This is a genomic window from Streptomyces sp. NBC_00075 (genome assembly GCF_045041225.1).
Classification (GTDB): Bacteria; Actinomycetota; Actinomycetes; order Streptomycetales; family Streptomycetaceae; genus Streptomyces; species Streptomyces adonidis.
This window is the reverse complement of the sequence record NZ_CP108243.1, coordinates 2,418,895-2,443,330: the sequence shown is the minus strand read 5'-3', so window position 1 is coordinate 2,443,330 and position 24,436 is coordinate 2,418,895. Positions and strand designations below refer to the sequence as shown.

The 24,436-nt window shown below is 70.9% G+C and carries 20 protein-coding genes; 11 read left to right on the top strand and 9 right to left on the bottom strand.

All coding sequences use genetic code 11. The annotated features are described in order from the left end of the window. The first annotated feature begins 22 nt into the window (after positions 1–22). From OG787_RS10375 to OG787_RS10360, 4 genes are read left to right on the top strand one after another with little or no spacing between them, the layout of a single operon-like run. On the top strand, positions 23–1,606 hold the full coding sequence (locus OG787_RS10375; protein ID WP_405535002.1) for an ABC transporter substrate-binding protein: 1,584 nt from the start codon (positions 23–25) through the stop codon (positions 1,604–1,606). Then, positions 1,603–2,556 (top strand): ABC transporter permease, encoded by a 954-nt coding sequence (locus OG787_RS10370; RefSeq protein WP_369029407.1) that lies wholly within the window; start codon positions 1,603–1,605, stop codon positions 2,554–2,556. The genes OG787_RS10375 and OG787_RS10370 overlap by 4 nt, the downstream gene beginning before the upstream one ends. Before the next feature lie 41 nt (positions 2,557–2,597). Further along, on the top strand, positions 2,598–3,422 hold the full coding sequence (locus OG787_RS10365) for an ABC transporter permease subunit (protein ID WP_405535001.1): 825 nt from the start codon (positions 2,598–2,600) through the stop codon (positions 3,420–3,422). Further along, a complete protein-coding gene (locus OG787_RS10360) occupies positions 3,419–4,999 on the top strand; it encodes an ABC transporter ATP-binding protein (RefSeq protein ID WP_405535000.1) in 1,581 nt (526 codons plus the stop codon). The genes OG787_RS10365 and OG787_RS10360 overlap by 4 nt, the downstream gene beginning before the upstream one ends. Here the strand turns inward: OG787_RS10360 and OG787_RS10355 are convergent. Then, positions 4,996–5,619: a TetR/AcrR family transcriptional regulator gene (locus OG787_RS10355; protein WP_405534999.1), complete on the bottom strand. Its 624-nt coding sequence runs from the start codon at positions 5,617–5,619 to the stop codon at positions 4,996–4,998. The two genes, OG787_RS10360 and OG787_RS10355, sit on opposite strands and share 4 nt — an antisense overlap. Positions 5,620–5,753: 134 nt before the next feature. On the opposite strand from OG787_RS10355, the gene OG787_RS10350 reads away from it, so the two are divergent. From OG787_RS10350 to OG787_RS10340, 3 genes are all read left to right on the top strand, one after another. Continuing rightward, complete coding sequence (locus OG787_RS10350; protein WP_405534998.1) at positions 5,754–6,710, top strand: alpha/beta fold hydrolase; 957 nt, start codon at positions 5,754–5,756, stop codon at positions 6,708–6,710. A gap of 161 nt (positions 6,711–6,871) precedes the next feature. Further along, complete coding sequence (locus tag OG787_RS10345; RefSeq protein WP_405534997.1) at positions 6,872–8,356, top strand: 3' terminal RNA ribose 2'-O-methyltransferase Hen1; 1,485 nt, start codon at positions 6,872–6,874, stop codon at positions 8,354–8,356. Then, positions 8,353–10,929 (top strand): polynucleotide kinase-phosphatase, encoded by a 2,577-nt coding sequence (locus OG787_RS10340; RefSeq protein ID WP_405534996.1) that lies wholly within the window; start codon positions 8,353–8,355, stop codon positions 10,927–10,929. Before OG787_RS10345 ends, OG787_RS10340 begins: the two co-directional genes overlap by 4 nt. Before the next feature lie 88 nt (positions 10,930–11,017). Here the strand turns inward: OG787_RS10340 and OG787_RS10335 are convergent, their stop codons facing one another. The 3 genes from OG787_RS10335 to OG787_RS10325 form a co-directional block, all read right to left on the bottom strand. Then, complete coding sequence (locus tag OG787_RS10335) at positions 11,018–11,971, bottom strand: prolyl oligopeptidase family serine peptidase (RefSeq protein WP_405534995.1); 954 nt, start codon at positions 11,969–11,971, stop codon at positions 11,018–11,020. A 130-nt stretch (positions 11,972–12,101) separates the two neighbouring features. Then, on the bottom strand, positions 12,102–13,004 hold the full coding sequence (locus OG787_RS10330; protein ID WP_369029414.1) for a hypothetical protein: 903 nt from the start codon (positions 13,002–13,004) through the stop codon (positions 12,102–12,104). After that, a complete protein-coding gene (locus tag OG787_RS10325; protein WP_369029415.1) occupies positions 13,001–14,002 on the bottom strand; it encodes an SPFH domain-containing protein in 1,002 nt (333 codons plus the stop codon). The genes OG787_RS10330 and OG787_RS10325 overlap by 4 nt, the downstream gene beginning before the upstream one ends. Positions 14,003–14,194: 192 nt before the next feature. Here OG787_RS10325 and OG787_RS10320 point away from each other — a divergent pair, with 192 nt between their 5' ends. Both OG787_RS10320 and argF read left to right on the top strand, forming a co-directional pair. Further along, positions 14,195–15,421, top strand: a complete 1,227-nt coding sequence (locus OG787_RS10320) for an arginine deiminase (RefSeq protein ID WP_369029416.1) — start codon at positions 14,195–14,197, stop codon at positions 15,419–15,421. A 101-nt stretch (positions 15,422–15,522) separates the two neighbouring features. After that, entirely contained in the window at positions 15,523–16,533 is a 1,011-nt protein-coding gene (gene argF, locus OG787_RS10315; protein ID WP_369029417.1) for an ornithine carbamoyltransferase, read from the top strand. 243 nt (positions 16,534–16,776) lie between these two features. Here the strand turns inward: argF and OG787_RS10310 are convergent, their stop codons facing one another. After that, the gene (locus tag OG787_RS10310) at positions 16,777–17,229 is read right to left on the bottom strand and encodes an ATP-binding protein (RefSeq protein ID WP_369029418.1); all 453 of its coding nucleotides are present in this window, start codon (positions 17,227–17,229) and stop codon (positions 16,777–16,779) included. Positions 17,230–17,490: 261 nt separating this feature from the next. Here OG787_RS10310 and OG787_RS10305 point away from each other — a divergent pair, with 261 nt between their 5' ends. Beyond that, positions 17,491–18,321: an enoyl-CoA hydratase family protein gene (locus OG787_RS10305; RefSeq protein ID WP_405534994.1), complete on the top strand. Its 831-nt coding sequence runs from the start codon at positions 17,491–17,493 to the stop codon at positions 18,319–18,321. Continuing rightward, on the top strand, positions 18,306–20,702 hold the full coding sequence (locus tag OG787_RS10300; protein WP_405534993.1) for a bifunctional salicylyl-CoA 5-hydroxylase/oxidoreductase: 2,397 nt from the start codon (positions 18,306–18,308) through the stop codon (positions 20,700–20,702). Before OG787_RS10305 ends, OG787_RS10300 begins: the two co-directional genes overlap by 16 nt. Here the strand turns inward: OG787_RS10300 and OG787_RS10295 are convergent. From OG787_RS10295 to OG787_RS10280, 4 genes are all read right to left on the bottom strand, one after another. Beyond that, positions 20,686–21,942, bottom strand: a complete 1,257-nt coding sequence (locus tag OG787_RS10295; RefSeq protein WP_405534992.1) for a sulfate adenylyltransferase subunit 1 — start codon at positions 21,940–21,942, stop codon at positions 20,686–20,688. The genes OG787_RS10300 and OG787_RS10295 overlap by 17 nt on opposite strands. A 2-nt stretch (positions 21,943–21,944) precedes the next feature. Then, positions 21,945–22,877, bottom strand: a complete 933-nt coding sequence (gene cysD, locus OG787_RS10290; protein WP_369029422.1) for a sulfate adenylyltransferase subunit CysD — start codon at positions 22,875–22,877, stop codon at positions 21,945–21,947. After that, positions 22,874–23,443, bottom strand: coding sequence for an adenylyl-sulfate kinase (cysC, locus tag OG787_RS10285; RefSeq protein ID WP_405534990.1), 570 nt, complete (start codon positions 23,441–23,443; stop codon positions 22,874–22,876). Before cysC ends, cysD begins: the two co-directional genes overlap by 4 nt. 167 nt (positions 23,444–23,610) lie before the next feature. Continuing rightward, positions 23,611–24,426, bottom strand: coding sequence for a PaaX family transcriptional regulator C-terminal domain-containing protein (locus OG787_RS10280; RefSeq protein ID WP_405534989.1), 816 nt, complete (start codon positions 24,424–24,426; stop codon positions 23,611–23,613). Between the last annotated feature and the right edge of the window lie 10 nt (positions 24,427–24,436).

Below are 24,436 nucleotides of genomic sequence, written 5' to 3'. Positions count from 1 at the left end.
CCCCGACCCCCGAAGGACTCCCATGTACGACTTTCCTGCCCTGCGCCGACGCGGCTTCCTCGCCGCCGTGGGCGGTACCGCCGCGCTCGGTGCGCTCGGCCTCACGGGCTGCGCCGACTCCACGGACGACACCTCCGGCGACAGCGGCTCCGGCAGCGGTACGCCCAGACGGGGCGGGCGGCTGCGGGCGGCCTTCGCCGGTGGGGGTGCCAGTGAGACCCTCGACCCGCATCTGGCCAGCCTTTTTGCCGACGCGGCCCGGGCGAAGGCGCTCTACGACAAGCTCGCCGACTACGGCGCCGACCTCTCCGCGCAGCCCCGCCTCGCCGAGAAGTGGGAGGCCAACAAGACCCTGGACCGCTGGCAGGTCACCCTGCGCCAGGCCACCTTCCACAACGGCAAGGCGGTCACCGCCGAGGACGTGCTGTACAGCTACCGGCGGATCGCCGACCCCGACCAGGCGTTCCGGGCGAAGGCCTCCCTGGAGCCGATCGACCTCGACGCCAGCCGGGCCACGGGCACGCACGGGATCGAGTTCGTGCTGAAGCGGCCGACGGCCGAATTCCCCAACATCCTGGCCGCGTTCGGCGCGTACATCGTGCCCGACGGCGCGACCGGAATCGACTTCGACAAGAAGCCCGTCGGGTCCGGGCCCTTCCGGTTCGTGTCCTTCGCGCCCGGCCGTTCCGCGCTCTTCCGCCGCTACGACGACTACTGGGAGGGCGCCCCGCACCTCGACGAGATCGAGTTCGTCGTCGCCAACGAGGAGTCGGCGCGCGTCAACGCGCTGCTCGGCGGCCAGGTCGAGTACGCCCACGAGCTGAATCCGACCACCGCGCGTGCCCACGAGGGCAAGGGGCAGATCGAGATCGTGCGGCTGCGCAACAGTGCCATGCAGGGGTTCGCGATGAAGACCGACCGCGCGCCCTTCGACGACAAGCGGGTCCGCGAGGCCTTCTTCCTCATCGCCGACCGGCAGGAACTCGTCGACGGCGCGCTGTCCGGCGCGGGTGTCGTCGGCAACGACCTGTTCGGGAAGGGGTACGAGTACTACGCGGCCGATCTCCCGCAGCGCGCCCAGGATCTCGACCGGGCCAAGGCCCTGCTGAAGCAGGCCGGAGCAGAGAACCTCAAGGTCACGCTGGACACCTCCGCCGTCGCCGCCGGTTTCACCGAGGCCGCCGGGATCTTCCGCGACCAGGCGGCCAAGGCGGGCGTCACCATCGACGTCAAGATGGGCAGCAAGGACTCGTACTGGAGCGACATCCTCGACTCCGGCACGATCTGCTGCTACCGCTCCGGCGCCATGCCCATCGAGGCGCACATCTCGCAGCGGCTGCTCACCGACTCCACCACCAACGCGACGAAGTGGCACCACAAGGACTTCGACGCGCTCTACCAGCAGGCCCAGTCGACGAAGGACAAGACCGGGCGGACCGCCGTGTACGAGCGGATGCAGCGCCGGCTGTACGCCGAGGGCGGGTTCCTGGTGTGGGGGTTCGCCGACTGGATCCTCGGAACGGCCAAGAGCGTGAAGGGAGTTGAGGAGAAGGCTCCCGCCAACTCGCTCGACTGGGCGCGGTTCGACAAGGTCTGGCTGGCGTGAGCGGACTGCGCTCCTTCGTCGTCCGGCGGCTGCTTCTCGGGGGCGCGCAGACCGTGGCCGTCGTGCTGCTGGTCTTCGCGCTCACCGAGGCGCTGCCGGGCGACGCGGCCGTCGCACTCGCCGGGGACCAGCCCGACCCGGCGCGCATCGCGGCCATCCGTGAGGCCATGCACCTCGACCGGCCCGCGTACGAACGGCTGTTGGGCTGGGCGGCGGGGCTGACGCACGGGGACTTCGGCACCTCGCTGACGTCAGGACGGCCGGTCAGCACGTACATCGAGGACGGCTTCGGGCCGACGTTGCTGCTCGCGACCATCACGGTAACTCTCCTGATTCCGCTGGGAGTCGGGCTCGGTGTGCTCGCCGCCCGCTACGAAGGGCGGCTCGTGGACCGGCTCGTCAGCTCCGTCACCCTCGGGGTGTACGCCGTACCGGAGTTCGCCTTCGGGGTGCTCCTGGTGACCGTCTTCGCGCTCCAGTTGGGCTGGCTGCCGCCGACCGCCGTCGGCTACGGCACGGACCTGCTCGGCCACCCCGCTGCCCTGGTCCTGCCCGTCCTGGTCCTGCTGTCCCGGCCGGTGTGCTCACTGGCCCGGCTCGTCCGGGCCGGCATGGTCGACGCGCTGAACTCGCCGTACGTCGCCCAGGCGCGCCGGTACGGCATCCCGGGCGTCCGCGTCCGGTACGCCCACGCCCTGCCCAACGCCGTCGCCCCGGCGGCGCAGCAACTCGCCCGCACCGTCGACTGGTTGCTGTGCGGGGTCATCGTCGTGGAGGCGCTGTTCGTGATCCCGGGACTGGGGACCGTCCTCATGAACGCCGTCGCCGAACGTGATGTACCGGTGGTGCAGGGGCTGGCGGTGGTGTTCGGCGTCCTCACCGTCCTCCTCAATCTGGGTGCCGATCTCGTCGCCCACCGGTTCGCGCCGAGGGCGGGGGTGGCTGCCTAATGCTGTTATCCAGCCACGAGACGCAGGGGCGGCCGGGCCCCGTGAGGAGCCGTTCGCGCTTCGTGTTCGGGGCCGCCGTCATCGGCGTACCCCTCGTACTCGCCCTGCTGGGACCGCTGTTCGCGGGTGAACCCGGGCCACGGGCCGTCTCGTTCACGCTCGGGGACGGGCACTGGCTCGGCACGGACTTCGTGGGCCGGGACGTGTGGCAGCAGGTGCTGCACGGCGGCCGGCCGGTGGTGCTGACCGCGCTCGCGGCGACCGCGCTCGCCTACCTCGTGGCGCTGCCGCTCGGCCTCATCAGCGCGCTCACGCACCGGAGTTGGCTGGAGGAGCTGCTGATGCGGCCCCTGGACGTACTGCTCGCCGTGCCCTCGCTCCTCCTCGTCCTGCTCGTGGCCTCGGTGTTCGAGCCGGGCGCGGTCGGGCTCGCCCTGCTCGTCGCGCTGGCCAACATCCCGGACGCGGCCCGGATCGTCCGGGCGGCGGCAGCGGAGGCCGCCGCCCGCCCGGCCGTCGAGGCGCTGCGTATGCAGGGCGAGACCTGGTGGCGCATGGCCGTCGGCTATGTCGGCCGCTCCATCCTGCGCACCCTCGCCGCCGACGCGGGCATCCGGCTCACCGGTGTGCTGTACCTGGTGGCCACGGCCGCCTTCCTCGGCGTCGGGGTCGCGCCGGACGCCGCCGACTGGGCCGTCATGGTGGACCGCAATCGCACCGGGCTGTTCGTGCAGCCCTGGGCCGTGGTCGTGCCCGCGCTGCTGATCGTCGCGCTGACGACGGGCAGCAACCTGCTCTTCGACGCGGCGCTGGTCCGTCGTACGGGCGACAACCGACGTACTCCTGAGATGGGACGACAGGCATGAACGCCCCCGTCAACGCGTCAGCCAACGAGCCTGCCGTCGCCCCTGCCGTCGAGATCGAGAGCCTCCGCGTCGAGATCGACGGCAGTCCCCTCGTCGACGGAGTCGACCTCCGTCTCCTCCCCGGCAAGGTGACCGCCCTGGTGGGCGCCTCCGGCAGCGGCAAGACCACCACCGGCCTGGCCCTGCTCGGCGAACACCCGCCCGGCGCCCGGGTGTCGGGCGAGGTACGGGTGTCCGGCGGCGGCCCGGTCGGATACGTCCCCCAACACCCCGCCGCCGTCCTCAACCCGGCCCGCCGGGTGGGTGCCCTCCTCGAAGATATCGCCCGCGACCAGGTACGGGGCCTGCCCCGGGCGGCTCGCCGGACGGAGGCCCGCACACGCGTGCTGCGGGCCCTGGCCGAAGCCCAACTACCCGATGGGGAAAGCCTGTTGCGCCGCTACCCGCACCAGCTCTCCGGCGGCCAGCAGCAACGCGTCGTCCTGGCCCAGGCGCTGCTGCTGGGCGCCCGGGTCGTCGTAGCGGACGAACCCACCACGGGCCAGGACGCGTTGACGAAGAGCCGCATCGTCGACGAGCTGACGGCCGTCGCCGCACAGGGCATCGCCGTGCTCCTGCTCAGCCATGACCTCGACGTGGTCCGCGCACTGGCCGACGAGGTGCTGGTGATGCGGGAGGGCCGGGTCGTGGAGTCGGGCCCGACGGAGCGCGTATGGCTTGCGCCGCGCCACGAGTGGACGCGCGAACTCCTGGCCCAGCACGCGCAGTTGACGGAGACGGGCAGTGTCACCGCCGACCCGACCGGTGCCTCCGTCCTGCACGTCCAAGACCTCACCGCCCGCCACCACCGCACCCAGATCCTCCGCATCCCCGAACTCGCCCTGTACGCCGGTGAATGCCTGGCTGTCGTCGGCCGTTCGGGCAGCGGCAAGACCACCCTCGCCCGCTGCCTGGCAGGCCTCCACCGGAACTATGACGGCCGGGTCACGCTCGACGGCAGCCCCCTCCCGCGCAGCCTGCGCGACCGCGAAAGGGCCCAACTGGCCGCCGTGCAGTACGTGTTCCAGGACGCGCGGGCCGCCTTCGACGAGTACCGGCCGGTCGTCGAGCAGGTCGCGCGTACGGCGGTTCGGCTGCGCGGCGCCGACGCTCCGGCCGCAGGCGCCGAGGCCCTCGCCGTCCTCGCCGAACTGGGGCTCACCGAGGAGCAGGCCCACCGTCTCCCGGCCCGGCTCTCCGGCGGCGAACTCCAACGCGCCGCCCTCGCCCGGGCGTTGCTGGCCCGGCCCCGCGTCCTCATCTGCGACGAGATCACCTCCGGCCTCGACACGGTCACCCGGCGCGACCTCCTCGACGTCCTCGCCGGACTCCGTCGCGAGCGCGACGACCTGTCCGTCGTCCTCATCACACACGACCTGGACACGGCGTCGCTCGCCGACCGGATCGCCGTACTCGACGCGGGTGAGGTGGTCGAACAGGGGTCGGTGGCAAGGGTGTTGGCCGATCCCGCGCATCCGTTCACGAGACGGCTGCTGGCGGCGACGAACAGGGACACCAGCAAGGCCCAGGCGCACTAGCCTCCAAGAGCCGGGCCCGACTCCCGGAAGATCCGGTCCAGTTGATGCTCGAGAACCGCGACGGCGTCCTCCGCCGACCGCTGGCCCACCAGGACACTGGTCCCGAGTCCCGCGGACAGGGCGAGCAGCATGACCGCCTCTTTGCGTACGTCGATGTCGGGTGCCGTCAGGCTGGCGGCCCGTGCCTGCTGGAGCAGTACCGCGAGACTCTCCTCGGCGGCGTCGGGGCTCTTGAGGAAGGGCTGGGCGGCGAGCGCCTCGTCGGTCATGGCGAGCACGGCGTACGAGGTGTAGACGAGGTGCAGCGCCCGGCTCTCCTCGTCGGTCGGCAGCGCGGCCAGCAGCAGGGCCTCGATCATCGCGCGCGGCCCGGGATCGTCCCCGGCGGCCCGCACCCGGGCGGCGACGCGCTCGCCGAACCCCACGGCGAGCTGCCGCAAGCCGTAGAGGAGCAGGTTCTCCTTGGTCTCGAAGTAGTACTGCACCAGCCGCAGCGACACCCCCGCCTCCACCGCCACCTCCCGCATCCCCACGGCGTGCAGCCCGCGCCGCCCCGCGACCCGCACCAGGGCTCGCGCGATCTCGGTGCGTCGTTCGTCATGGTCCACGCGCTTGGGCATCCGGCACTCCGTTGATCGGCGGTTCTGGGTGATGGTACCGCTGTACCATGAACATGGTACGTTCGTATCACGAAAGCGCGCAGCCCCTGCACTCTCCGCGCAGCCCCCGGATCCCTTCAGGAGGTGGCCCAGCCGTGTCCAAAGCCACGACCAGCACCCCGGCGACCCGTGTCCCGGCCGACGTCGGCCGGTACGTGAACGACGCCCGCCGCGACCGGTACTTCGCGGCCTGCGACGCGCTCTACGCGATGGGCGCGCCCATCGACGAGGAACTGGACGTCGAGACGAGCTTCGGTACCACGCACGTCTACCGCTACGGCCCGGCCCCCTCCGCCACCTCCCGCACCCCGATCGTGCTGGTCCACGGAGCGGGCAGCTGTTCCGCGATGTGGTACCCGAACACCGCCCGGCTGAGCGCCGACCGGCCCGTGTACGCGCTCGACACGCCCGGCGACCCGGGCCGCAGCGTCCAGCGCGAGGCCATCCACCAGCCCGAACGGGCCGCCCAGTGGCTGGACGAGGCGCTCGCCGGGCTCGGTCTCGACCGTGTCCATCTGGTGGGCTCGTCGTACGGCGGCTGGCTCGTCCTGAACCAGGCCCATCGCGCACCTGGGCGCCTCGCCTCCGTGACCCTCCTCGACCCGGGCGGCCTGGAGAAGGTGGGCCTGCGGTTCTTCGTCTGGATCTTCGTGAGCCTTTTCGCGACCGCCGCGCCCAAGGCGCTGCGCCCGCGCCTGGCGGCCTGGCTGGAGCAGCCGGTGCTCGTCGTGCCGGAGCTGCGCGCCATGATCCAGGCCTCCGTCCGCGCCTTCCGCATCCGCCGCCCGGCCCCTCTCCCGCTCACCGAAGCCGAACTGCGCACCATCCGCACCCCGCTCTACCTGGTCCTCGGCAAGCGCAGCCTGCTGCTCCACCCGCGACGGCAACTGGAACGCGTCCCGCGCCTGATCCCGGGCGCCCGCGCCGAAATCGTCCAGGGCACCGGCCACGCCCCGCAGATCGACCAGGCCGAACAGACCAACGAACGCATACGGGACTTCACGGCCGCGGTGGACGCCACGGTGGACGCCGGGGGCAGCGAAAATCCCTGAGTGCGTTCTGAGTGTTCGCTGTACGTTGTGGAAACGCGCCGAGGCAGGTCAGAGGCCCCTGAGCACCTTCGGGGGCCATGACTGCCGAGGCGCGCTCATCCACTGCCGTGGCGGCCCCGAGCCGTACGGCGGTACAGACGCCGTTTCGAGGTACAACCACCGTGTTCCTGACGATCAGCACCACCGGCACCCCCGAACGCCCCGCGACCGACCTCGGGTACCTGCTGCACAAGCATCCCGACAACGCGCAGACGTTCTCCACCTCCTACGGCACCGCGCACGTCCTCTACCCAGAGGCGTCCGCCGAGCGCTGCACGGCCGCGCTGCTGCTGGAGGTCGACGCGGTGGCACTGGTCAGGCGCGGCAAGGGCAAGGGACGCGGCGGCGCACCCGACGCGGCACTCGCGCAGTACGTCAACGACCGCCCGTACGCGGCCTCCTCACTGCTCGCGGTCGCCCTCAGCGCCGTGTTCAGCAGCGCGATGAAGGGCCAGTGCCGGGCGAAGCCCGAACTCCCGGACCAGGCGCGCCCGTTGCGCATCGAGGTGCCCGCGGTCCCGGCCCGGGGCGGCGCCGACCTCGTACGGAACCTCTTCCAGCCGCTCGGCTGGACGGTGACGGCCGAACCGGTCGCGCTGGACCAGGAGTTCCCCGAGTGGGGCGACTCGCGGTACGTGCGTCTCGTCCTCGAATCGGAGACGCTGACCCTCGCCGAGGCGCTGCGTCACCTGTACGTCCTGCTGCCGGTCCTCGACGACGCCAAGCACTACTGGGTCGCGCCCGACGAGGTCGACAAGCTGCTGCGGGCGGGCGAGGGCTGGCTGTCCGAGCACCCGGAGCAGAAGCTGATCACCAGCCGCTATCTGTCCCGCCGTTGGTCGCTCACCCGACAGGCGATGGAGCGACTGGAACTGGTCCGGCTCGCCGAGACCGACGACAGCGAGGTCGAGGAGATCGACAACGCGGTCGAGGAGGAGACGGAGGTGGAGGAGAGGCCCACCCCGCTCGCCGTGCAGCGTCGGGACGCGATCATCGCGGCGCTGAAGACGTCCGGGGCCGCCCGGGTCCTCGATCTCGGGTGCGGACAGGGCCAGTTGGTGCAGACGCTGCTCAAGGACACCGCGTTCACCGAGATCGTCGGTGTCGACGTGTCGATGCGCGCGCTCACCATCGCCTCACGGCGGCTGAAGCTGGACCGGATGGGCGAACGGCAGGCGGCACGCGTCCAGTTGCTCCAGGGTTCGCTCGCCTACACCGACAAGCGGCTCAAGGGATACGACGCCGCCGTGCTGTGCGAGGTCGTCGAACACCTCGACCTGCCTCGCCTGCCCGCCCTGGAGTACGCGGTGTTCGGCGCGGCCCGCCCCCGCACGGTCCTCGTGACGACACCGAACGTCGAGTACAACGTCCGCTGGGAGACCCTCCCGGCCGGCCACAGTCGCCACAGCGACCACCGCTTCGAGTGGACGCGGGAGGAGTTCCGGGCCTGGGCGGCCACGGTGGCCGAACGGCACGGCTACGAGACGGAGTTCGTGCCTGTCGGTCCGGACGACCCGGAGGTCGGCCCGCCGACACAGATGGCCGTGTTCACGATGAGGACCGAGACCGAGACCGCCAACAAGGAGAAGGAGGCGAACGCAGCATGAGCAGTGTCGAGAGCACCGAGAACATCGAGAGTGTCGAGAACAAGGGACGTGTGCTGCCCGTCACCGACCTCTCCCTCGTCGTCCTGATCGGGGCGTCCGGCTCGGGCAAGTCCACTTTCGCCCGGCGGCACTTCAAGCCGACCGAGGTCATCTCCTCGGACTTCTGCCGAGGCCTGGTCGCCGACGACGAGAACGACCAGAGCGCCAGCGGGGACGCCTTCGACGTCCTGCACTACATCGCGGGCAAGCGACTCGCGGCGGGCCGTCGTACGGTCGTCGACGCGACCAACGTCCAGGAGGGCAGCCGAAAGCAGCTGATCGAGCTGGCCCGGCAGTACGACGTCCTGCCCATCGCCATCGTCCTCGACGTGCCCGACGACGTCTGCGCCGAACGCAACGCCTCCCGCACCGACCGGGCCGACATGCCCCGCCGGGTCATCCACCGCCACATCCGCGAACTCCGCCGCTCCCTGCGCCACTTGGAGCGCGAGGGATTCCGCAAGGTGCACGTCCTGCGTGGCGTGGAGGAGATCGAGAGCGCCGAGATCCGCACGGAGAAGCGCTACAACGACCTGACCCACCTCACCGGCCCCTTCGACATCATCGGTGACATCCACGGCTGCGCTGCCGAACTGGAGTCCCTGCTCGGCAAGTTGGGCTACGAGGACGGCGTGCACCCGGCCGGCCGTACGGCCGTCTTCGTGGGCGACCTCGTCGACCGCGGCCCGGACAGCCCGGGCGTACTGCGCCGTGTGATGTCCATGGTCGGTACGGGCAACGCGCTGTGCGTGCCCGGCAACCACGAGAACAAGTACGGCCGCTACCTCAAGGGCCGCAAGGTCCAGCACACCCACGGCCTCGCCGAGACCATCGGGCAGATGGAGGAGGAGAGCGACGAATTCCGGTCCCAGGTACGGGAGTTCATCGACGGACTGGTCAGCCACTACGTCCTCGACGGTGGCCGGCTGGTGGTCTGCCACGCAGGGCTGCCCGAGAAGTACCACGGCCGTACGTCGGGCCGGGTGCGCTCGCACGCGCTGTACGGCGAAACGACCGGCGAGACCGACGAGTTCGGCCTGCCCGTGCGCTACCCCTGGGCGGAGGACTACCGAGGCCGGGCCGCGGTGGTCTACGGCCACACACCCGTCCCGGAGGCGAGCTGGCTCAACAACACGATCTGCCTCGACACCGGTGCCGTCTTCGGCGGCAAGCTGACCGCGCTGCGCTGGCCGGAGCGGGAGTTGGTCGACGTACCGGCGGAGCAGGTCTGGTACGAGCCGGTCAGGCCGCTGCGTCCGGAGGCACCGGGCGGGCACGACGGCCGGCCGCTGGACCTGGCGGACGTGCACGGCCGCCGGGTCGTCGAGACGCGCCACGCGGGCCGGATCACGGTCCGCGAGGAGAACGCGGCGGCTGCCCTGGAGGTCATGAGCCGTTTCGCGGTGGACCCGCGGCTGCTGCCGTACCTGCCGCCGACGATGGCTCCGACGGCGACCTCGCACGAGGACGGCTACCTGGAGCACCCGGCGGAGGCGTTCGAGCAGTACCGGGCGGACGGGGTCGAGCGGGTCGTGTGCGAGGAGAAGCACATGGGGTCGCGGGCGGTGGTGCTGGTGTGCCGTGACGGGGAGGTGGCTCGGAAGCGGTTCGGTGTGGACGCCGAGGGTGTGACGGGTGCGCTGTACACGCGTACCGGGCGTCCGTTCGTCGACGACCCGACGACGACCGAGGAGATCCTCGGTCGGGTGCGGGCGGCGACTGACACGGCGGGCCTTTGGGAGGAGCTGGGCACCGACTGGCTGCTGCTGGACGCCGAGTTGATGCCGTGGTCGCTGAAGGCGGGCGGGCTGCTGCGGTCGCAGTACGCGGCGGTGGGCGCCGCCTCGGGGGCGGTGTTCCCGGGTGCGCTGGCCGCCCTGGAGGGCGCTGCGGCTCGGGGCGTCGACGTGGGCGACCTGCTGACCCGCCAGCGTGAACGGGCTTCGGACGCCTCGGCGTTCACGGCGGCCTACCGGCGCTACTGCTGGCCCACGGAGGGGCTGGACGGGGTCCGGCTGGCCCCCTTCCAGGTCCTGGCGACCGAGGGCCGCAGCCTGGCCGGGCTGCCGCACGACGAGCAACTCGCCCTGCTGGACCGGCTGGTGGAGCACGACGGTACGGGGCTGCTACAGACGACGCGTCGGCTGTACGTCGACACGGGGGACGTGGAGTCGGTTCGGGCCGGCGTGGACTGGTGGCTGGAGATGACCGGGCGGGGTGGTGAGGGCATGGTCGTGAAGCCGCTGGGTGGTGTTGTGCGCGACGGCAAGGGGCGGCTCGTGCAGCCCGGCATCAAGTGCCGGGGGCGGGAGTACCTGCGGATCATCTACGGCCCGGAGTACACGCGGCCGGAGAACCTGGCGCGCCTTCGGGGGCGGTTCCTGAACCACAAGCGGTCGCTTGCGATCAGGGAGTACGCGCTGGGGCTGGAGGCGCTGGACCGGCTGGCGGAGGGGGAGCCGCTGTGGCGGGTGCACGAGGCGGTCTTCGGGGTGCTGGCACTGGAGTCGGAGCCGGTGGACCCGCGGCTGTAGCGGGTACGTCCGGCACGGTCCTGCACGGGGCATGTCCCGTCTGTGCCCCGCACCGCCCGCGACTCGCGCCACGTCGCTGGCGGTGCGGCTAGGGCCCGAGCGCTCGGGAGAGAAAGGCCAGAGCCGGGGCCTCCGCGGTACGCATGAACGCCGGGTCCTCGTGGCCGGCGCCGGGAAGGATGGTCAGCGTCGCGACCGCGCCGGCTTTCGTCAGCGAGTCGTGGAGGTCGCGTGAGTGCTGCGGCAGTACGACACAGTCGGCGGCTCCGTGTGCGATCAGGAAGGGAGGCAGTGTCCGCCCACTCGCGATGTAGGTCCCGGGATCCTTCGCCCGGTCGGGCTTCCCCGGCAGATCCGACAACTCCGCGGCTCCGAACCAGTCGACGACGGCCTGCACGGCGCTGGACACGCCGGGGTTGCCCAGCGCCGGGTCGTCGAACACGGTGTGCCGGCCCGCCGTGAGGGCGAGCATGATGGCCGAGTATCCCCCGGCGGAGTTGCCCCAGGCCGCGAACCGGTCCGGGTCGAGGTGGTAGCGGGCCGCGTTGGCCCGCAGGAAGCGCACGGCGGCTTTGGCGTCCTGGACCGCCGTGACGGGATCTCGGGTGAGCCGGTAGTTGATGGCGGCCACCGCGTAGCCCTTGGCGTTCAGCGCCGCGACATCGGGCACCTGCACCTGGACGATGTCACGGCAGTCGGCGGGCTGCCGCAGGCTCGCGGACGGGTCGGGGAAGGTGGCGGCGGAACTCTTGTCGCCGACCCGCCAGCCGCCGCCGTGGATCCAGATGACCAACGGCGCCCGGCGGGCCGTGGATCCCGGCAGGTACAGGTCGAGCCGTTCCTGGGGCGACGCTTCGGCGTACGCCAGATCGGAGATCTTCGACGCCGGGGACGCACTGTCGGCAGGCGAGCTGTCGGCGGGCGAGCTGTCGTCCGCCGATGGGGCGGGGGCTGTGCACGCACCGAGCGCCAGGACCGCCGCGGCGGCGAGGAGAAGGACGGGCCACCGACGAGCCGGAGCGGCGAGAGCCAGAAGCTTCATCTCGTCATCATCGGGGCTCGAACAGGCGTTGGGTAGCTGTAACCGGACGCAGCGTCAGAAGTCGCAAGTCGGAAATGGGACCCGATGCGCTTCGGCATCCGGGAAGGGCGACGGAGACGAGGACTCCGCGTCAGTCCACCAGCCGCAGCCGGTCCCCGCACACCCCCACCCGAACGGTCTGCCCCCACGTCAGTTCCACCGCATCGCTCTCGATCCCGTCCCCGAAAGCGATCAATCGCTCGGACTCGACCGTGAGGGTGAGCCGGCCGTCGGCCCCCAGCTCGCCCGCGACCAACGACGTCCCGGTCGCCGGAGACGGCCACGCCTCCCGTACGAACCACACCAGCCGGTCCTCCGTCGGACCCGGCAGCCGCGGACCGGCGCCGCCCCGTTCCTGCCACACCGACCGCAACCACCCACTCGCCCCGGTCCCTGTCCCCACCAGCACCCCGGACGAGGCCTGGGCCTCGACGACACCCCTGTCGTCGTCGAGGCTCAGGCGGTAGCGGGCGGTCTGGTGACCGGCGGCGCCGAGGTAGATCTCGTTGAGGGCCAGTAGGCGTTGGGTGTCGTCGGCGACCGCTTCGACCATGGTCAGTTCGGAGACGCCTGTTGCCGTCGCGAGCACTGACGGGAGGAGCGTCCGCGCGTCCGCCGGGCTGTGGCGTACCAGGACGCCCGGATTGCGGCCGGGGTCCGTGTCGATGCCCACCACCGGCTGCCCGGCCAGGTACTTGGCGACGTTCGCCACCAGCCCGTCCTGCCCGACCACGACGACCACGTCCTCGGGTGCGAAGAGGAAACGGTCCAAGTCGGCTCGTTCCACCTGTGTTTGACGCCATGTCAGAGGGATCGCCGCAGTCACCTCCGCCATGGACCGGCGAGTGCGGTGGTGGCGCTCGGCCACCTCCTCGATGGCCCGGCCCCGGGAACGGAGAAAGAAGGCGGCCTGGCCGTGCGTACCGTGCCGGGCCACCAACTCCTCGTACTCCGTGGTGCGGTGGACCAGGACGGCCCGCGGAGCCAGGCTCACTGCTGCGCTCCTCCCAGCCTGGCGAGCAGGCCGGTCAGGACGTCCGGTGACACCGTCACGCTGTCGATCCGGGGCAGGTTCTCCGCGAGCCGCGTGCCTGTCAGGGCGTGCAGCAGCGCCACATCCGCGTCGGCGTGGGCACGCAGCCACGCCGCCTGGGCCTCTGCCCGTGCTTCGCCCACGCCCCGCACACTCGCGGCCTCCGCCTCCGCCAGCCGTACCACTCGTGCCGCTTCCGCGTCCGCCCGTACCGCGTCGGCCGCCGCGTACTCCTCGGCCTCCCGGCGGGCGTTCGTACCCCGTTGGTCGACCAACTGCTCCTCCCTCCGGGCGAGTTCGATCTGGCTGGCCAGTTCGTTCTCGGCGATGGTCCGCTCGCGTTCCACGGCCACCGCACGGCGTTCGTACGTCGCCCGGTCGGCCTCCTGCTGGATCTGCTCGCGGGCGGGGGTGCGGAGCGCCCGCTCCACCTCGGGTTCCGGCCGCAGCGCCACCACCCGTACGGCCACGACCTCGATGCCCGTGGCCGGTAGGCGCGGCTCGGCGCCCAGTCCCGCCGCGACCCGTTCCCGCACCGACGCCACCCCGTCGACCAGCGCGGCCGACAACGGCGTACGGGCCAGGACGTCCAGGGCGTGCTGCTGGGCCGTCTCCGTCAGCAGCGTCGCCAGCTGCTCCAGGGGCGCGCCCCGCCAGACGCCCGTGTCCGGATCGACGGAGAAGTCGAGGCGGGCGGCGGCGAGGGCGGGGTCGCTGACGCGGTAGGTGACGGTCGCCTGGACCGCCACGTCCTGGAAGTCGGACGTACGGGCATGGAAGGTCATCGCCAACTCCCGGTCGTCGACCGGGACTTCGGACAGCGTGGCGGTCAGCGCGCGGAACCAGAAGCTGAGCCCGGGACCGTCGTGCGCCAGCCGGCCGGAGCGTTGGTGGCGGATGTGGGCCGTGGGCGTGCCCCGCAGATGGCGCCAGCCGAGGCGCCGGGTGATGTCGGCCATGTGTCTGTCGTCCCTCCGCAGCGCTTTTCGTCAAGTAGACGATATTCGACCCATCCGCTTATCGTCAAGAGGACGAGATGGGGGGCGGTGGGAGAGCGGTGGGCGAGCGGTGTGGCGAGGGTTATCCCGCACATCCGCCGTATATGTGCCGACCAGTGGGTGAACGCGATGCGGAGTGGTCAGGATGGGGGTATGGGATTCCATGTCGACTCCGAGGCCGGGCGGCTGCGCCGCGTCATCCTGCACCGGCCGGACCTAGAGCTCAAAAGGCTGACCCCCAGCAATAAGGACGCCCTTCTCTTCGACGACCTCCTGTGGGTGCGCCGGGCGCGCGCCGAGCACGACGGTTTCGCCGACGTCCTGCGCGACCGGGGCGTCGCCGTCCACCTCTTCGGCGACCTGCTCACCGAGGCCCTGGCGATCCCGGTGGCCCGGACACTCGTACTGGACCGTGTCTTCGACGAGAAGGAGTACGGCCCGCTCGCCACCGACCACCTCCGGGCCGCCTTCGAGAACCTGCCCGCCGCCGAGCTGGCCGAGCTGCTCATCGGGGGCATCACCAAGCGTGAGTTCCTCGCCGCGCACGCGGAGCCGACCTCGGTCCGCTTCCATGTCATGGAGCTGGACGACTTCCTCCTCGGCCCCCTCCCCAACCACCTCTTCACCCGCGACACGTCCGCCTGGATCTACGACGGCGTCTCCATCAACGCGATGCGCTGGCCGGCCCGCCAGCGGGAGACCGTGCACTTCGAGGCGATCTACCGGCACCATCCCCTCTTCCGTGACGAAACCTTCCGCCTCTGGTCGGAGGGGCAGGCGGACTACCCCTCCACCATCGAGGGCGGGGACGTCCTCGTCATCGGCAACGGTGCCGTACTGATCGGCATGAGCGAGCGCACCACGCCCCAGGCGGTCGAGATGCTCGCGCACAAGCTCTTCGCCGCCGGGTCCGCCGAGACGATCGTGGCGCTCGACATGCCCAAGCGGCGCGCGTTCATGCACCTCGACACCGTGATGACGATGGTCGACGGGGATACCTTCACCCAGTACGCCGGGCTCGGCATGCTCCGTTCGTACACGATCGAACCGGGCGTCGGGGACAAGGAGTTGAAGGTCACCGACCATCCGCCGGAGCACATGCACCGGGCGATCGCCGCCGCGCTGGGCCTGAGTGAGATCCGCGTCCTCACGGCCACCCAGGACGTGCACGCGGCCGAGCGCGAGCAGTGGGACGACGGCTGCAACGTCCTCGCCGTCGAGCCGGGAGTCGTGGTCGCGTACGAGCGGAACGCGACCACGAACACGCATCTGCGGAAGCAGGGCATCGAGGTGATAGAGATCCCGGGCAGTGAGCTGGGGCGGGGGAGGGGTGGGCCGCGGTGTATGAGCTGCCCGGTGCAGCGGGACGCGGTGACCTAGGGGACCCAGGAGAAATCTGGCCGTATATAAATGTCAGGAGTCGTATAGACTTCCAGTCGTCTGTGTCATGTACGTACTGCCGGATCACTTGGAGCGCCCCCATGGCGACTGTCCCGACCGCCCTCGCCGGGCGCCACTTCCTCAAGGAGCTGGACTTCAGCGAGGAGGAGTTCCGTGGGCTGCTCGATCTCGCCGCGGAGCTGAAGGCGGCGAAGAAGGCCGGGACGGAGACGCGGTATCTGGCGGGCAAGAACATCGCGCTGATCTTCGAGAAGACCTCGACGCGTACGCGCTGTGCGTTCGAGGTCGCGGCGGCGGATCAGGGTGCCTCGACGACGTACCTCGATCCGTCGGGCTCGCAGATGGGGCACAAGGAGTCGGTGAAGGACACGGCTCGGGTGCTCGGGCGGATGTACGACGGGATCGAGTTCCGGGGTGACAGTCAGGCGGCGGTGGAGGAGCTGGCGGCGTACGCGGGCGTCCCTGTGTTCAACGGCCTGACGGACTCCTGGCACCCCACCCAGATGCTGGCCGACGTACTGACGATGATCGAACACGGCGGCGGCAAGCCGTTGCGGGAGATTGCCTTCGCCTACCTCGGCGACGCCCGCTTCAACATGGGGAACTCGTATCTGGTCACCGGTGCGCTGCTCGGCATGGACGTACGGATCGTCGCGCCGCGGGCGTACTGGCCCGCGGAGGATGTCGTGGCCGATGCGCGGAAGCTCGCGGAGGCGAGTGGGGCGCGGGTGACGCTGACGGAGTCGGTGCCGGAGGGTGTGCTCGGTGTCGACTTCGTCGCGACCGATGTGTGGGTGTCGATGGGGGAGCCGAAGGATGTGTGGGCGGAGCGGATCGCTGCGCTGGCTTCGTATGCGGTGACGATGGATGTGCTGCGGGCGACGGGGAACGCGGATGTGAAGTTCCTGCACTGTCTGCCGGCGTTCCACGACCTCGGTACGAAGGTCGGGCGCGAGATATACGAGACGTACGGTCTGGAGTCGCTGGAGGTCACGGACGAGGTGTTCGAGTCGGCGCACTCCGTCGTCTTCGACGAGGCGGAGAACCGGCTGCACACGATCAAGGCGGTACTGGTCGCGACGCTGGCGTGAGCGGATTTCGCCCCCGCCGCCCCTACCCGTCCCATCCCTGGGGGCTGCGCCCCCAGACCCCCGCTATCGGCCCTGAACGGGCCTTGTCCTCAAACGCCGGACGGGCTGGATGGTGCCAGCCGGGGCTTGGTCTTTCAGCCCGTCCGGCGTTTGGGGACGAGCGCGTTCAGCGCGAAAGGGGGGTCTGGGGGCGCAGCCCCCAGAAGGATGGGACGGGTAGGGGCGGCGGGGGCGAAGAAAACCCTACGACCGACGCCACTGCGCCGGCACCACCGGCACCCTGAACCACACCGCCTTGCCCGACTCCGTGGCCCGGTGGCCGCAGGACGAGCTGAGTGTGCGGATCAGCAGCAACCCCCGACCATGTTCCTGCCAGGGGTCCGGCTCCTCGGACACCGGACGCGTCAGGTTCCCCGGCGGCGCCGGATCGGGATCGTGCACCTCGACCTGGCAGCTGGTCGGCATCAGCTCCACCACCAGCTCTATCGGCGCGTCCCCCGCCGTGTGCTCCACGGCGTTCGCCACCAGCTCCGCGGTGAGCAGCTCCGCCGTGTCGCAGTCCGCCGCCGCGTGTTCCAGCTCGGCCAGGGCCGTACGGACCAGCGCGCGGGCGACGGGCACCGCCGCGGCGGTGTGCGGCAGGGCGATACGCCAGGAGGCGGGGGCGGAGGGCTCTTGCAAGGCGGTTCCGTTCATGGAGCAGGCTGTCCTGCTTTCAACAATAGGAATGGTACGGCGAGGTCCGGCAGAGGCATTTGTCGGGCGCCGGGCGGGACCTCGGGCCCCGCTCACCGTCGGCTTACCCAGACCAACGGCCCGTCTCCCACAACCACTCCCACTGTTACCGCGCTATTGACACCTCGTGACGCGCCCGGATCACCGAAACAGTCCGCGTGACCCCACCACCTCTATCGCGCACTCATGACGACAGTCACAGACGAGTGATAAATTCGAACGATGAGTCCCTTCACCGGCTCGACCCCCCGCACCTCCACCTGGCACCACATCCGCCTGGACCTCGCCCCCACCGGCGTGGCCACCGTCACCCTCGCCCGCCCCGAGAAACTCAACGCCCTCACCTTCGGCGCCTACGCCGACCTCCGCGACCTGCTCGCCGAGCTGTCCCGGGAGCGGTCCGTACGGGCGCTGGTGCTGGCCGGGGAGGGCCGCGGCTTCTGCTCGGGCGGCGACGTCGACGAGATCATCGGCGCGACCCTGTCCATGGACACCGCCCAGCTGCTCGACTTCAACCGGATGACGGGGCAGGTCGTGCGGGCCGTACGGGAGTGCCCGTTCCCGGTGATCGCGGCGGTGCACGGCGTGGCGGCGGGCGCCGGAGCGGTCCTCGCCCTGGCCGCCGACTTCCGCGTCGCCGACCCCAGCGCCCGCTTCGCCTTCCTCTTCACCCGGGTCGGCCTCTCCGGCGGCGACATGGGCGCCGCCTACCTGCTGCCCCGCGTAGTCGGACTCGGCCACGCGACCCGCCTACTGATGCTCGGTGAACCGGTACGCGCCCCCGAGGCCGAGCGCATCGGCCTGATCAGCGAACTGACGGACGAAGGCCGCGCCGACGAGGCCGCCCAGACCCTGGCGCACCGCCTGGCAGAGGGCCCGGCCCTCGCGTACGCCCAGACCAAAGCCCTCCTCACGGCCGAACTGGACATGCCCCTGGCGGCATCGGTGGAGCTCGACGCCGCCACCCAGGCCCTCCTCATGACCGGCGAGGACTACAAGGAGTTCCACGAGGCGTTCACAGAGAAACGCCCTCCCAAATGGAGCGGACGGTGACCGCGCCTACCCCAGGGGCGCGGGGAACTGCGCGACCAGCCACAGCGCTGCCGCACCCGCCAACGACGACCAGCCACCCCCAACGCATAGCGATCATCGGCGGCGGCCCCGGAGGCCTCTACGCCGCCGCCCTCCTCAAACGCCTCGACCCCACCCGCGAAATCACCCTCTGGGAACGCAACGCCCCAGACGACACCTTCGGCTTCGGCGTCGTCCTCTCCGACGAAACCCTCGGCGGCATAGAACACGCCGACCCGGTCGTCTACGAAGCCCTCCAACACCACTTCACCCGCTGGGACGACATAGACATCGTCCACCGCAACACCCGCCACACCTCCGGAGGACACGGCTTCGCCGCCCTCGGCAGACAACAGCTCCTGGAGATCCTGCACACCCGCTGCCGCGAACTCGGCGTCGAGCTGCGCTTCCGCACGGAGGCGCCGTACCCGGCATGGCTGGCGGAGACGTACGACCTGGTCATCGCCGCCGACGGAGTGCACAGCACGACCCGCGAGGCCTACGCCCAGGAGTTCCGCCCCCGCCTGACCACCCACCGCTGCCGCTACCTCTGGCTCGCCGCCGACTTCGCCTTCGACGCCTTCCGCTTCGAGATCGCGGAGACGGAGCACGGCGTGATGCAGCTCCACGGATACCCGTACGCCCCCGACGCCTCGACCGTGATCGTCGAGATGCGGGAGGAGGTATGGCGGGCAGCAGGTTTCAACGAAAGCGAAAGCGAAGGCGAAAACGAACCGGACACAGCCACAGTCCCCTCCGTCGACCGCTGCGCGAAAATCTTCGCCGACGCCCTCGGCGGACGCCCGCTGCGCGCGAACAAGTCCACCTGGACCACCTTCCGTACGGTCGTCAACGACCGCTGGTCCCACGGCAACGTCGTCCTCCTCGGCGACGCCGCCCACACCGCCCACTTCTCCATCGGCTCCGGCACCAAGCTCGCCGTCGAGGACGCCCTCGCGCTCGCCGCCTGTCTGGAGGAGCGGCCGACGCTCGCCGAGGCGCTGGCGGCGTACGAGGAGGAGCGGCGGCCTGTTGTCGAATCCACGCAGCGGGCCGCCCGCGCCAGTCTGGAGTGGTTCGAGAACCTGCCCCTCTATCTCGATCAGCCGCCCCGGCAGTTCGCGTTCAATCTCCTCACCCGCAGCCGTCGCGTCACCCACGACAACCTGCGGCTGCGCGACCCGCACTTCACCGCCGCCGTGGAGCGGGAGTTCGGCTGCCAGCCCGCCACCCCACCCATGTTCACACCCTTCCGGCTGCGCGAACTGACCCTCCGCAACCGCGTCGTCGTGTCTCCCATGGACATGTACTCGGCCACGGACGGCGTCCCCGGCGACTTCCACCTGGTCCACCTGGGCGCGAGAGCGCTGGGCGGCGCCGGGCTGGTGATGACAGAGATGGTGTGCGTGAGCCCCGAGGGGCGCATCACCCCGGGCTGCGCCGGCCTGTACACCGACCAACAGGCGGAAGCCTGGCAGCGGATAGCCACATTCATCCACTCCCAAGCCCCGGGCACCGCACTCGGCATCCAGCTCGGCCACTCCGGCCGCAAGGGCTCGACGAAGCTGATGTGGGAGGGCATGGACGAGCCGCTGGCCGGCGACGGCAACTGGCCGCTCGTGGCCGCCTCCCCGATCCCGTACCGACCCGGCAGCCAGACCCCGCACGAACTCACCCGCACCCAACTCGCCGCCATCCGCGAGCAGTTCACCGCAGCCGCCCGTCGAGCCGCCGACGCGGACCTCGATCTCCTCGAACTCCACTGCGCCCACGGCTACTTGCTCTCCGGCTTCCTCTCCCCGCTCACCAACCACCGCACGGACGCGTACGGCGGCCCGCTCGCCGCCCGGCTCCGCTTCCCCCTCGAAGTCTTCGACGCCGTAAGGGAGGTGTGGCCGGAGGAGCGGCCCATGACGGTTCGTATCTCGGCCACCGACTGGGCCGACGGGGGTACCACGGCCGAGGACGCCGTCGCGATCGCGCGTGCCTTCGTCGCTCACGGCGCCGACGCGATCGACGTGTCGACCGGGCAGGTGGTCGCCGACGAGCGCCCGGAGTACGGCCGTTCGTACCAGACGCCGTTCGCCGACCGGATCCGCCACGAGACCGGCGCCCCGGTGATCGCCGTCGGCGCGATCTCCTCCTGGGACGACGTCAACTCCCTGATCCTGGCGGGCCGTACGGACCTGTGCGCGCTTGCCCGCCCCCATCTCTACGACCCGAACTGGACCCTGCACGCGGCGGCCGAGCAGGGATACGAGGGTCCGGGCGTCGTCTGGCCGGCGCCGTACCGGGCGGGCAGCCGACGCCCCCGCACCGGACGCACGGACGCCCCCAAACCCCGGCTCACACTCGGGAGTTGACCTCGGCCATCCCTGCCGTCAGCGTCGAGCCGTCCGCCGGATCGACCAGCAGGAACGCACCCGTGCGGCGGGACACCGCGTAGTCGTCGAGGGCGAGTGGCTCGGCGGTGCGCAGCGTGATGCGGCCCAGGTCGTTCGCCGTCAACTCGGTTGCCCCACCCAGGTTCTTGACCACGGCCTTGACCGTACGGGTCGTGTGCTTCAGCAGGACCCGGTCTCCGACACGCAGCGGACGGTCGGTGAGATGGCAGACGGACGCGCGGACGTCCTGGGTGAGCGCGGGCGCGTCCACACCGGCCGTGAGCATGTCCCCGCGCGAGACGTCCCGTTGGTCGGCCAGGCTGACGCTGATCGACTGGGGCGCGTACGCGGTCCGGGCCGCCGTCCCCAGTACATCGATGCCGGTGATCTCGGAGGTCTCCCCGGACGGATGAACGGTCACCCGGTCGCCGACCCGCAGCGAGCCGGACACCAACTGCCCGGCGTAGTGGCGGACTTCGTCGTGCCGGATCACGTACTGGACGGGGAAGCGGGCCGGGGCGTCGGCCGGGTCGCCGCCCACCGGGACGTTCTCCAGGTGTTCGAGGAGCGCCGGGCCGCCGTACCAGTCCATGTGCGTGGAGGAGTCCACCACGTTGTCGCCTGCGAGTGCCGAGACAGGGATCGGCGTGAAACCGGCCAACCCCGACTCACCTCCCAACTCGTCGGCGTACGCGGCGAATTCGGCGACGATCCGGTCGAACCGCTCCTCCTCGTACCCGACCAGGTCCATCTTGTTGACGGCCAGCACGATGTGCGGGACCCGCAGCAGGGCCGCCACGGCCGCGTGCCGCCGGGTCTGCTCGACCACGCCGTTGCGGGCGTCGACGAGGATGATCGCCAGGTCGGCCGTGGAGGCACCCGTCACCATGTTGCGGGTGTACTGCACATGCCCTGGGGTGTCGGCGAGGATGAACCGGCGGCGGGGCGTGGCGAAGTAGCGGTAGGCCACGTCGATGGTGATGCCCTGCTCGCGCTCGGCCCGCAGGCCGTCCGTCAGGAGTGCCAGGTCGGGAGCGTCCTGGCCACGGCTTGCCGAGACCCGCTCCACGGCCTCCAACTGGTCGGCGAGCACCGACTTGGAGTCGTGCAGCAGCCGCCCCACGAGGGTGGACTTGCCGTCGTCCACGGAACCGGCCGTCGCGAACCGCAGCGTGTCGATCGTGCCAGCCGTGTCGATGGTGTCGATGGTGCTGCTCATGGCTAGAAGTACCCCTCGCGCTTGCGGTCTTCCATCGCGGCCTCGGACATCTTGTCGTCGGCGCGGGTGGCACCCCGCTCGGTGAGCCGGGAGGCGGCGATCTCCGCGATCACGTCGTCGAGCGTGCCCGCGTCCGAGTCGACGGCTCCCGTGCAGGACATGTCCCCGACGGTCCGGTACCGCACCCGGCGCTTCTCGACGGTCTCGCCGGCCTTCGGGCCGCCCCACTCGCCTGCCGTCAGCCACATCCCGCCGCGCCGGAACACCTCGCGGTAGTGCGCGAAGTAGATCTCGGGCAGCTCGATGCCCTCACGGGCGATGTACTGCCAGACGTCCAGCTCGGTCCAGTTGCTCAAGGGAAACACGCGGACGTGCTCGCCTGGCGCGTGCCGCCCGTTGTACAGGTTCCACAACTCCGGGCGTTGCCTGCGCGGATCCCACTGCGAGAACTCGTCCCGCAGGGAGAAGACGCGCTCCTTCGCCCGGGCCTTCTCCTCGTCCCGGCGCCCGCCGCCGAAGACCGCGTCGAACCGCTCGCTCTGGATCTTCTCCGTCAACGGCACGGTCTGGAGCGGATTCCGCGTCCCGTCCGGACGTTCCCGCAGCACACCCCGGTCGATGTAGTCCTGCACGGAGGCCACATGCAGCCGCAGCCCGTGGGCCGCCACCACCCGGTCTCGATACGCGAGCACCTCGGCGAAGTTGTGCCCGGTGTCCACATGCAGCAGCGGGAAGGGGACCGGCGCCGGAGTGAACGCCTTGAGCGCCAGATGCAGCATGACGATCGAGTCCTTGCCGCCGGAGAACAGGATCACCGGCCGCTCGAACTCACCCGCCACCTCACGGAAGATGTGCACGGCCTCGGACTCCAGCGCGTCCAGATGCGACAACGCGAACCCGCCCCCACCATCCCCGCCCCCACCATTCCCGCTCACACCAGCCCCCGCTCCGCCAGCACCGCGTACACCGCGTCCGCCGACTCCGCCGGGGTCTGGTCCTGCGTCCGCAGGGTCAGCGCCGGGTCCTCCGGCGGCTCGTACGGGTCGTCGACGCCGGTCAGACCGGTCAGCCGGCCCGCCGCCTGCCGGGCGTACAGGCCCTTCACGTCCCGCTCGCTGCACACCTCGACCGGGGTCGCGACATGGACCTCGATGTACGGGGTCTCGCTCGCGTCGTGCCGTTTGTGCACGGCCTCGCGGCTGTCGGCGTACGGGGCGATCACCGGGACGACCGACAGGACGCCGTTGCGGGCGAGCACCTCGGAGACGAGGCCGATGCGCTGGACGTTGGTGTTGCGGTCCTCGCGGGAGAAGCCGAGGCCGGCGGAGAGGAAGCGGCGGATCTCGTCGCCGTCGAGGACCTCCACCCGGTGCCCCTCGCTGCGCAGCCGGTCGCCGAGCAGCTGGGCGATCGTCGTCTTACCCGCGCTCGGCAGCCCGGTGAGCCAGACAGTGGCTCCCTGAGCCCTGGTCGGTCCCGTGGGCCTGGCCGTGGTGGTCATACGCAACAGTCCTCGTCTCTCTCCCGGCGTGCGGCCCCCCGGACGTTAGGTAAGAAACTTGAGAAGAGGCGAAGAGGAAGCTGAGGGTTCCGTTAGTGACGCCTGATGTGGCTGAGGTCACACGCGGGTGCACGTGTCACCGGCGTCCCGTCGGCGTCGGACCCGCATCACAGCCCCACGAACCCGGCCCCCGCGTCCCGCAGCCGGGCATGGAGTGCTTGGAAGACGGCCGCCGAGCGGACGCCTGGCCAGTCCGCCGGGAGGAGGTGGGCGGGCAGGCCGGGGTCGGTGTACGGAAGGTGGCGCCAGGAGTCTAGGGCCAGCAGGTAGTCGCGGTAGGCCTCCTCGGGCGGGGTGTCCGCGCGCTTGTCCCAGTCGTGCAGCACGGGCGCGTGGCGGTCGAGGAACGCCTCGTGCTCCTTGGCGATCGCGGCCAGGTCCCACCAGCGGGACACGGCCTCGACCGTCGCCGCGAAGCCCAGGTGCTCACCGCGGAAGAAGTCGACGTACGGGTCGAGGCGCAGCCGCTCCAGGGTGTGCCGGGTCTCCTCGTAGAGGCGCGCCGGGGCGATCCACACGCCCGGGGTCGCCGTGCCGAAGCCGAGTCCGGCCAGGCGGGAACGGAGGACATGGCGCTTCTGGCGCTCCGACTCGGGGACGGAGAACACCGCGAGCACCCAGCCCTCGTCGTGCGGCGGGGGAGCGGCGGCGTACACGCGCCGGTCGCCGTCGTCGAGCAACTGGCGGGCGTCGGGCGAGAGTTCGTACCCGGCCGCGCCCTGTGCCGTACGGGCGGGCAGGAGCAGGCCGCGCCGCTTCAGCCGGGACACGGAGGAGCGTACGGAGGGCGCGTCGACGCCGACCGCGGCGAGGAGCCGGATCAGCTCGGCGACGGGTACCGGGCCGGGCATGAAACGGCCGTACGCGCCGTAGAGCGTGACGATGAGGGACCGAGGGGCGTGCTGTTCGGACACGTTGATCATTTTAGGCCGC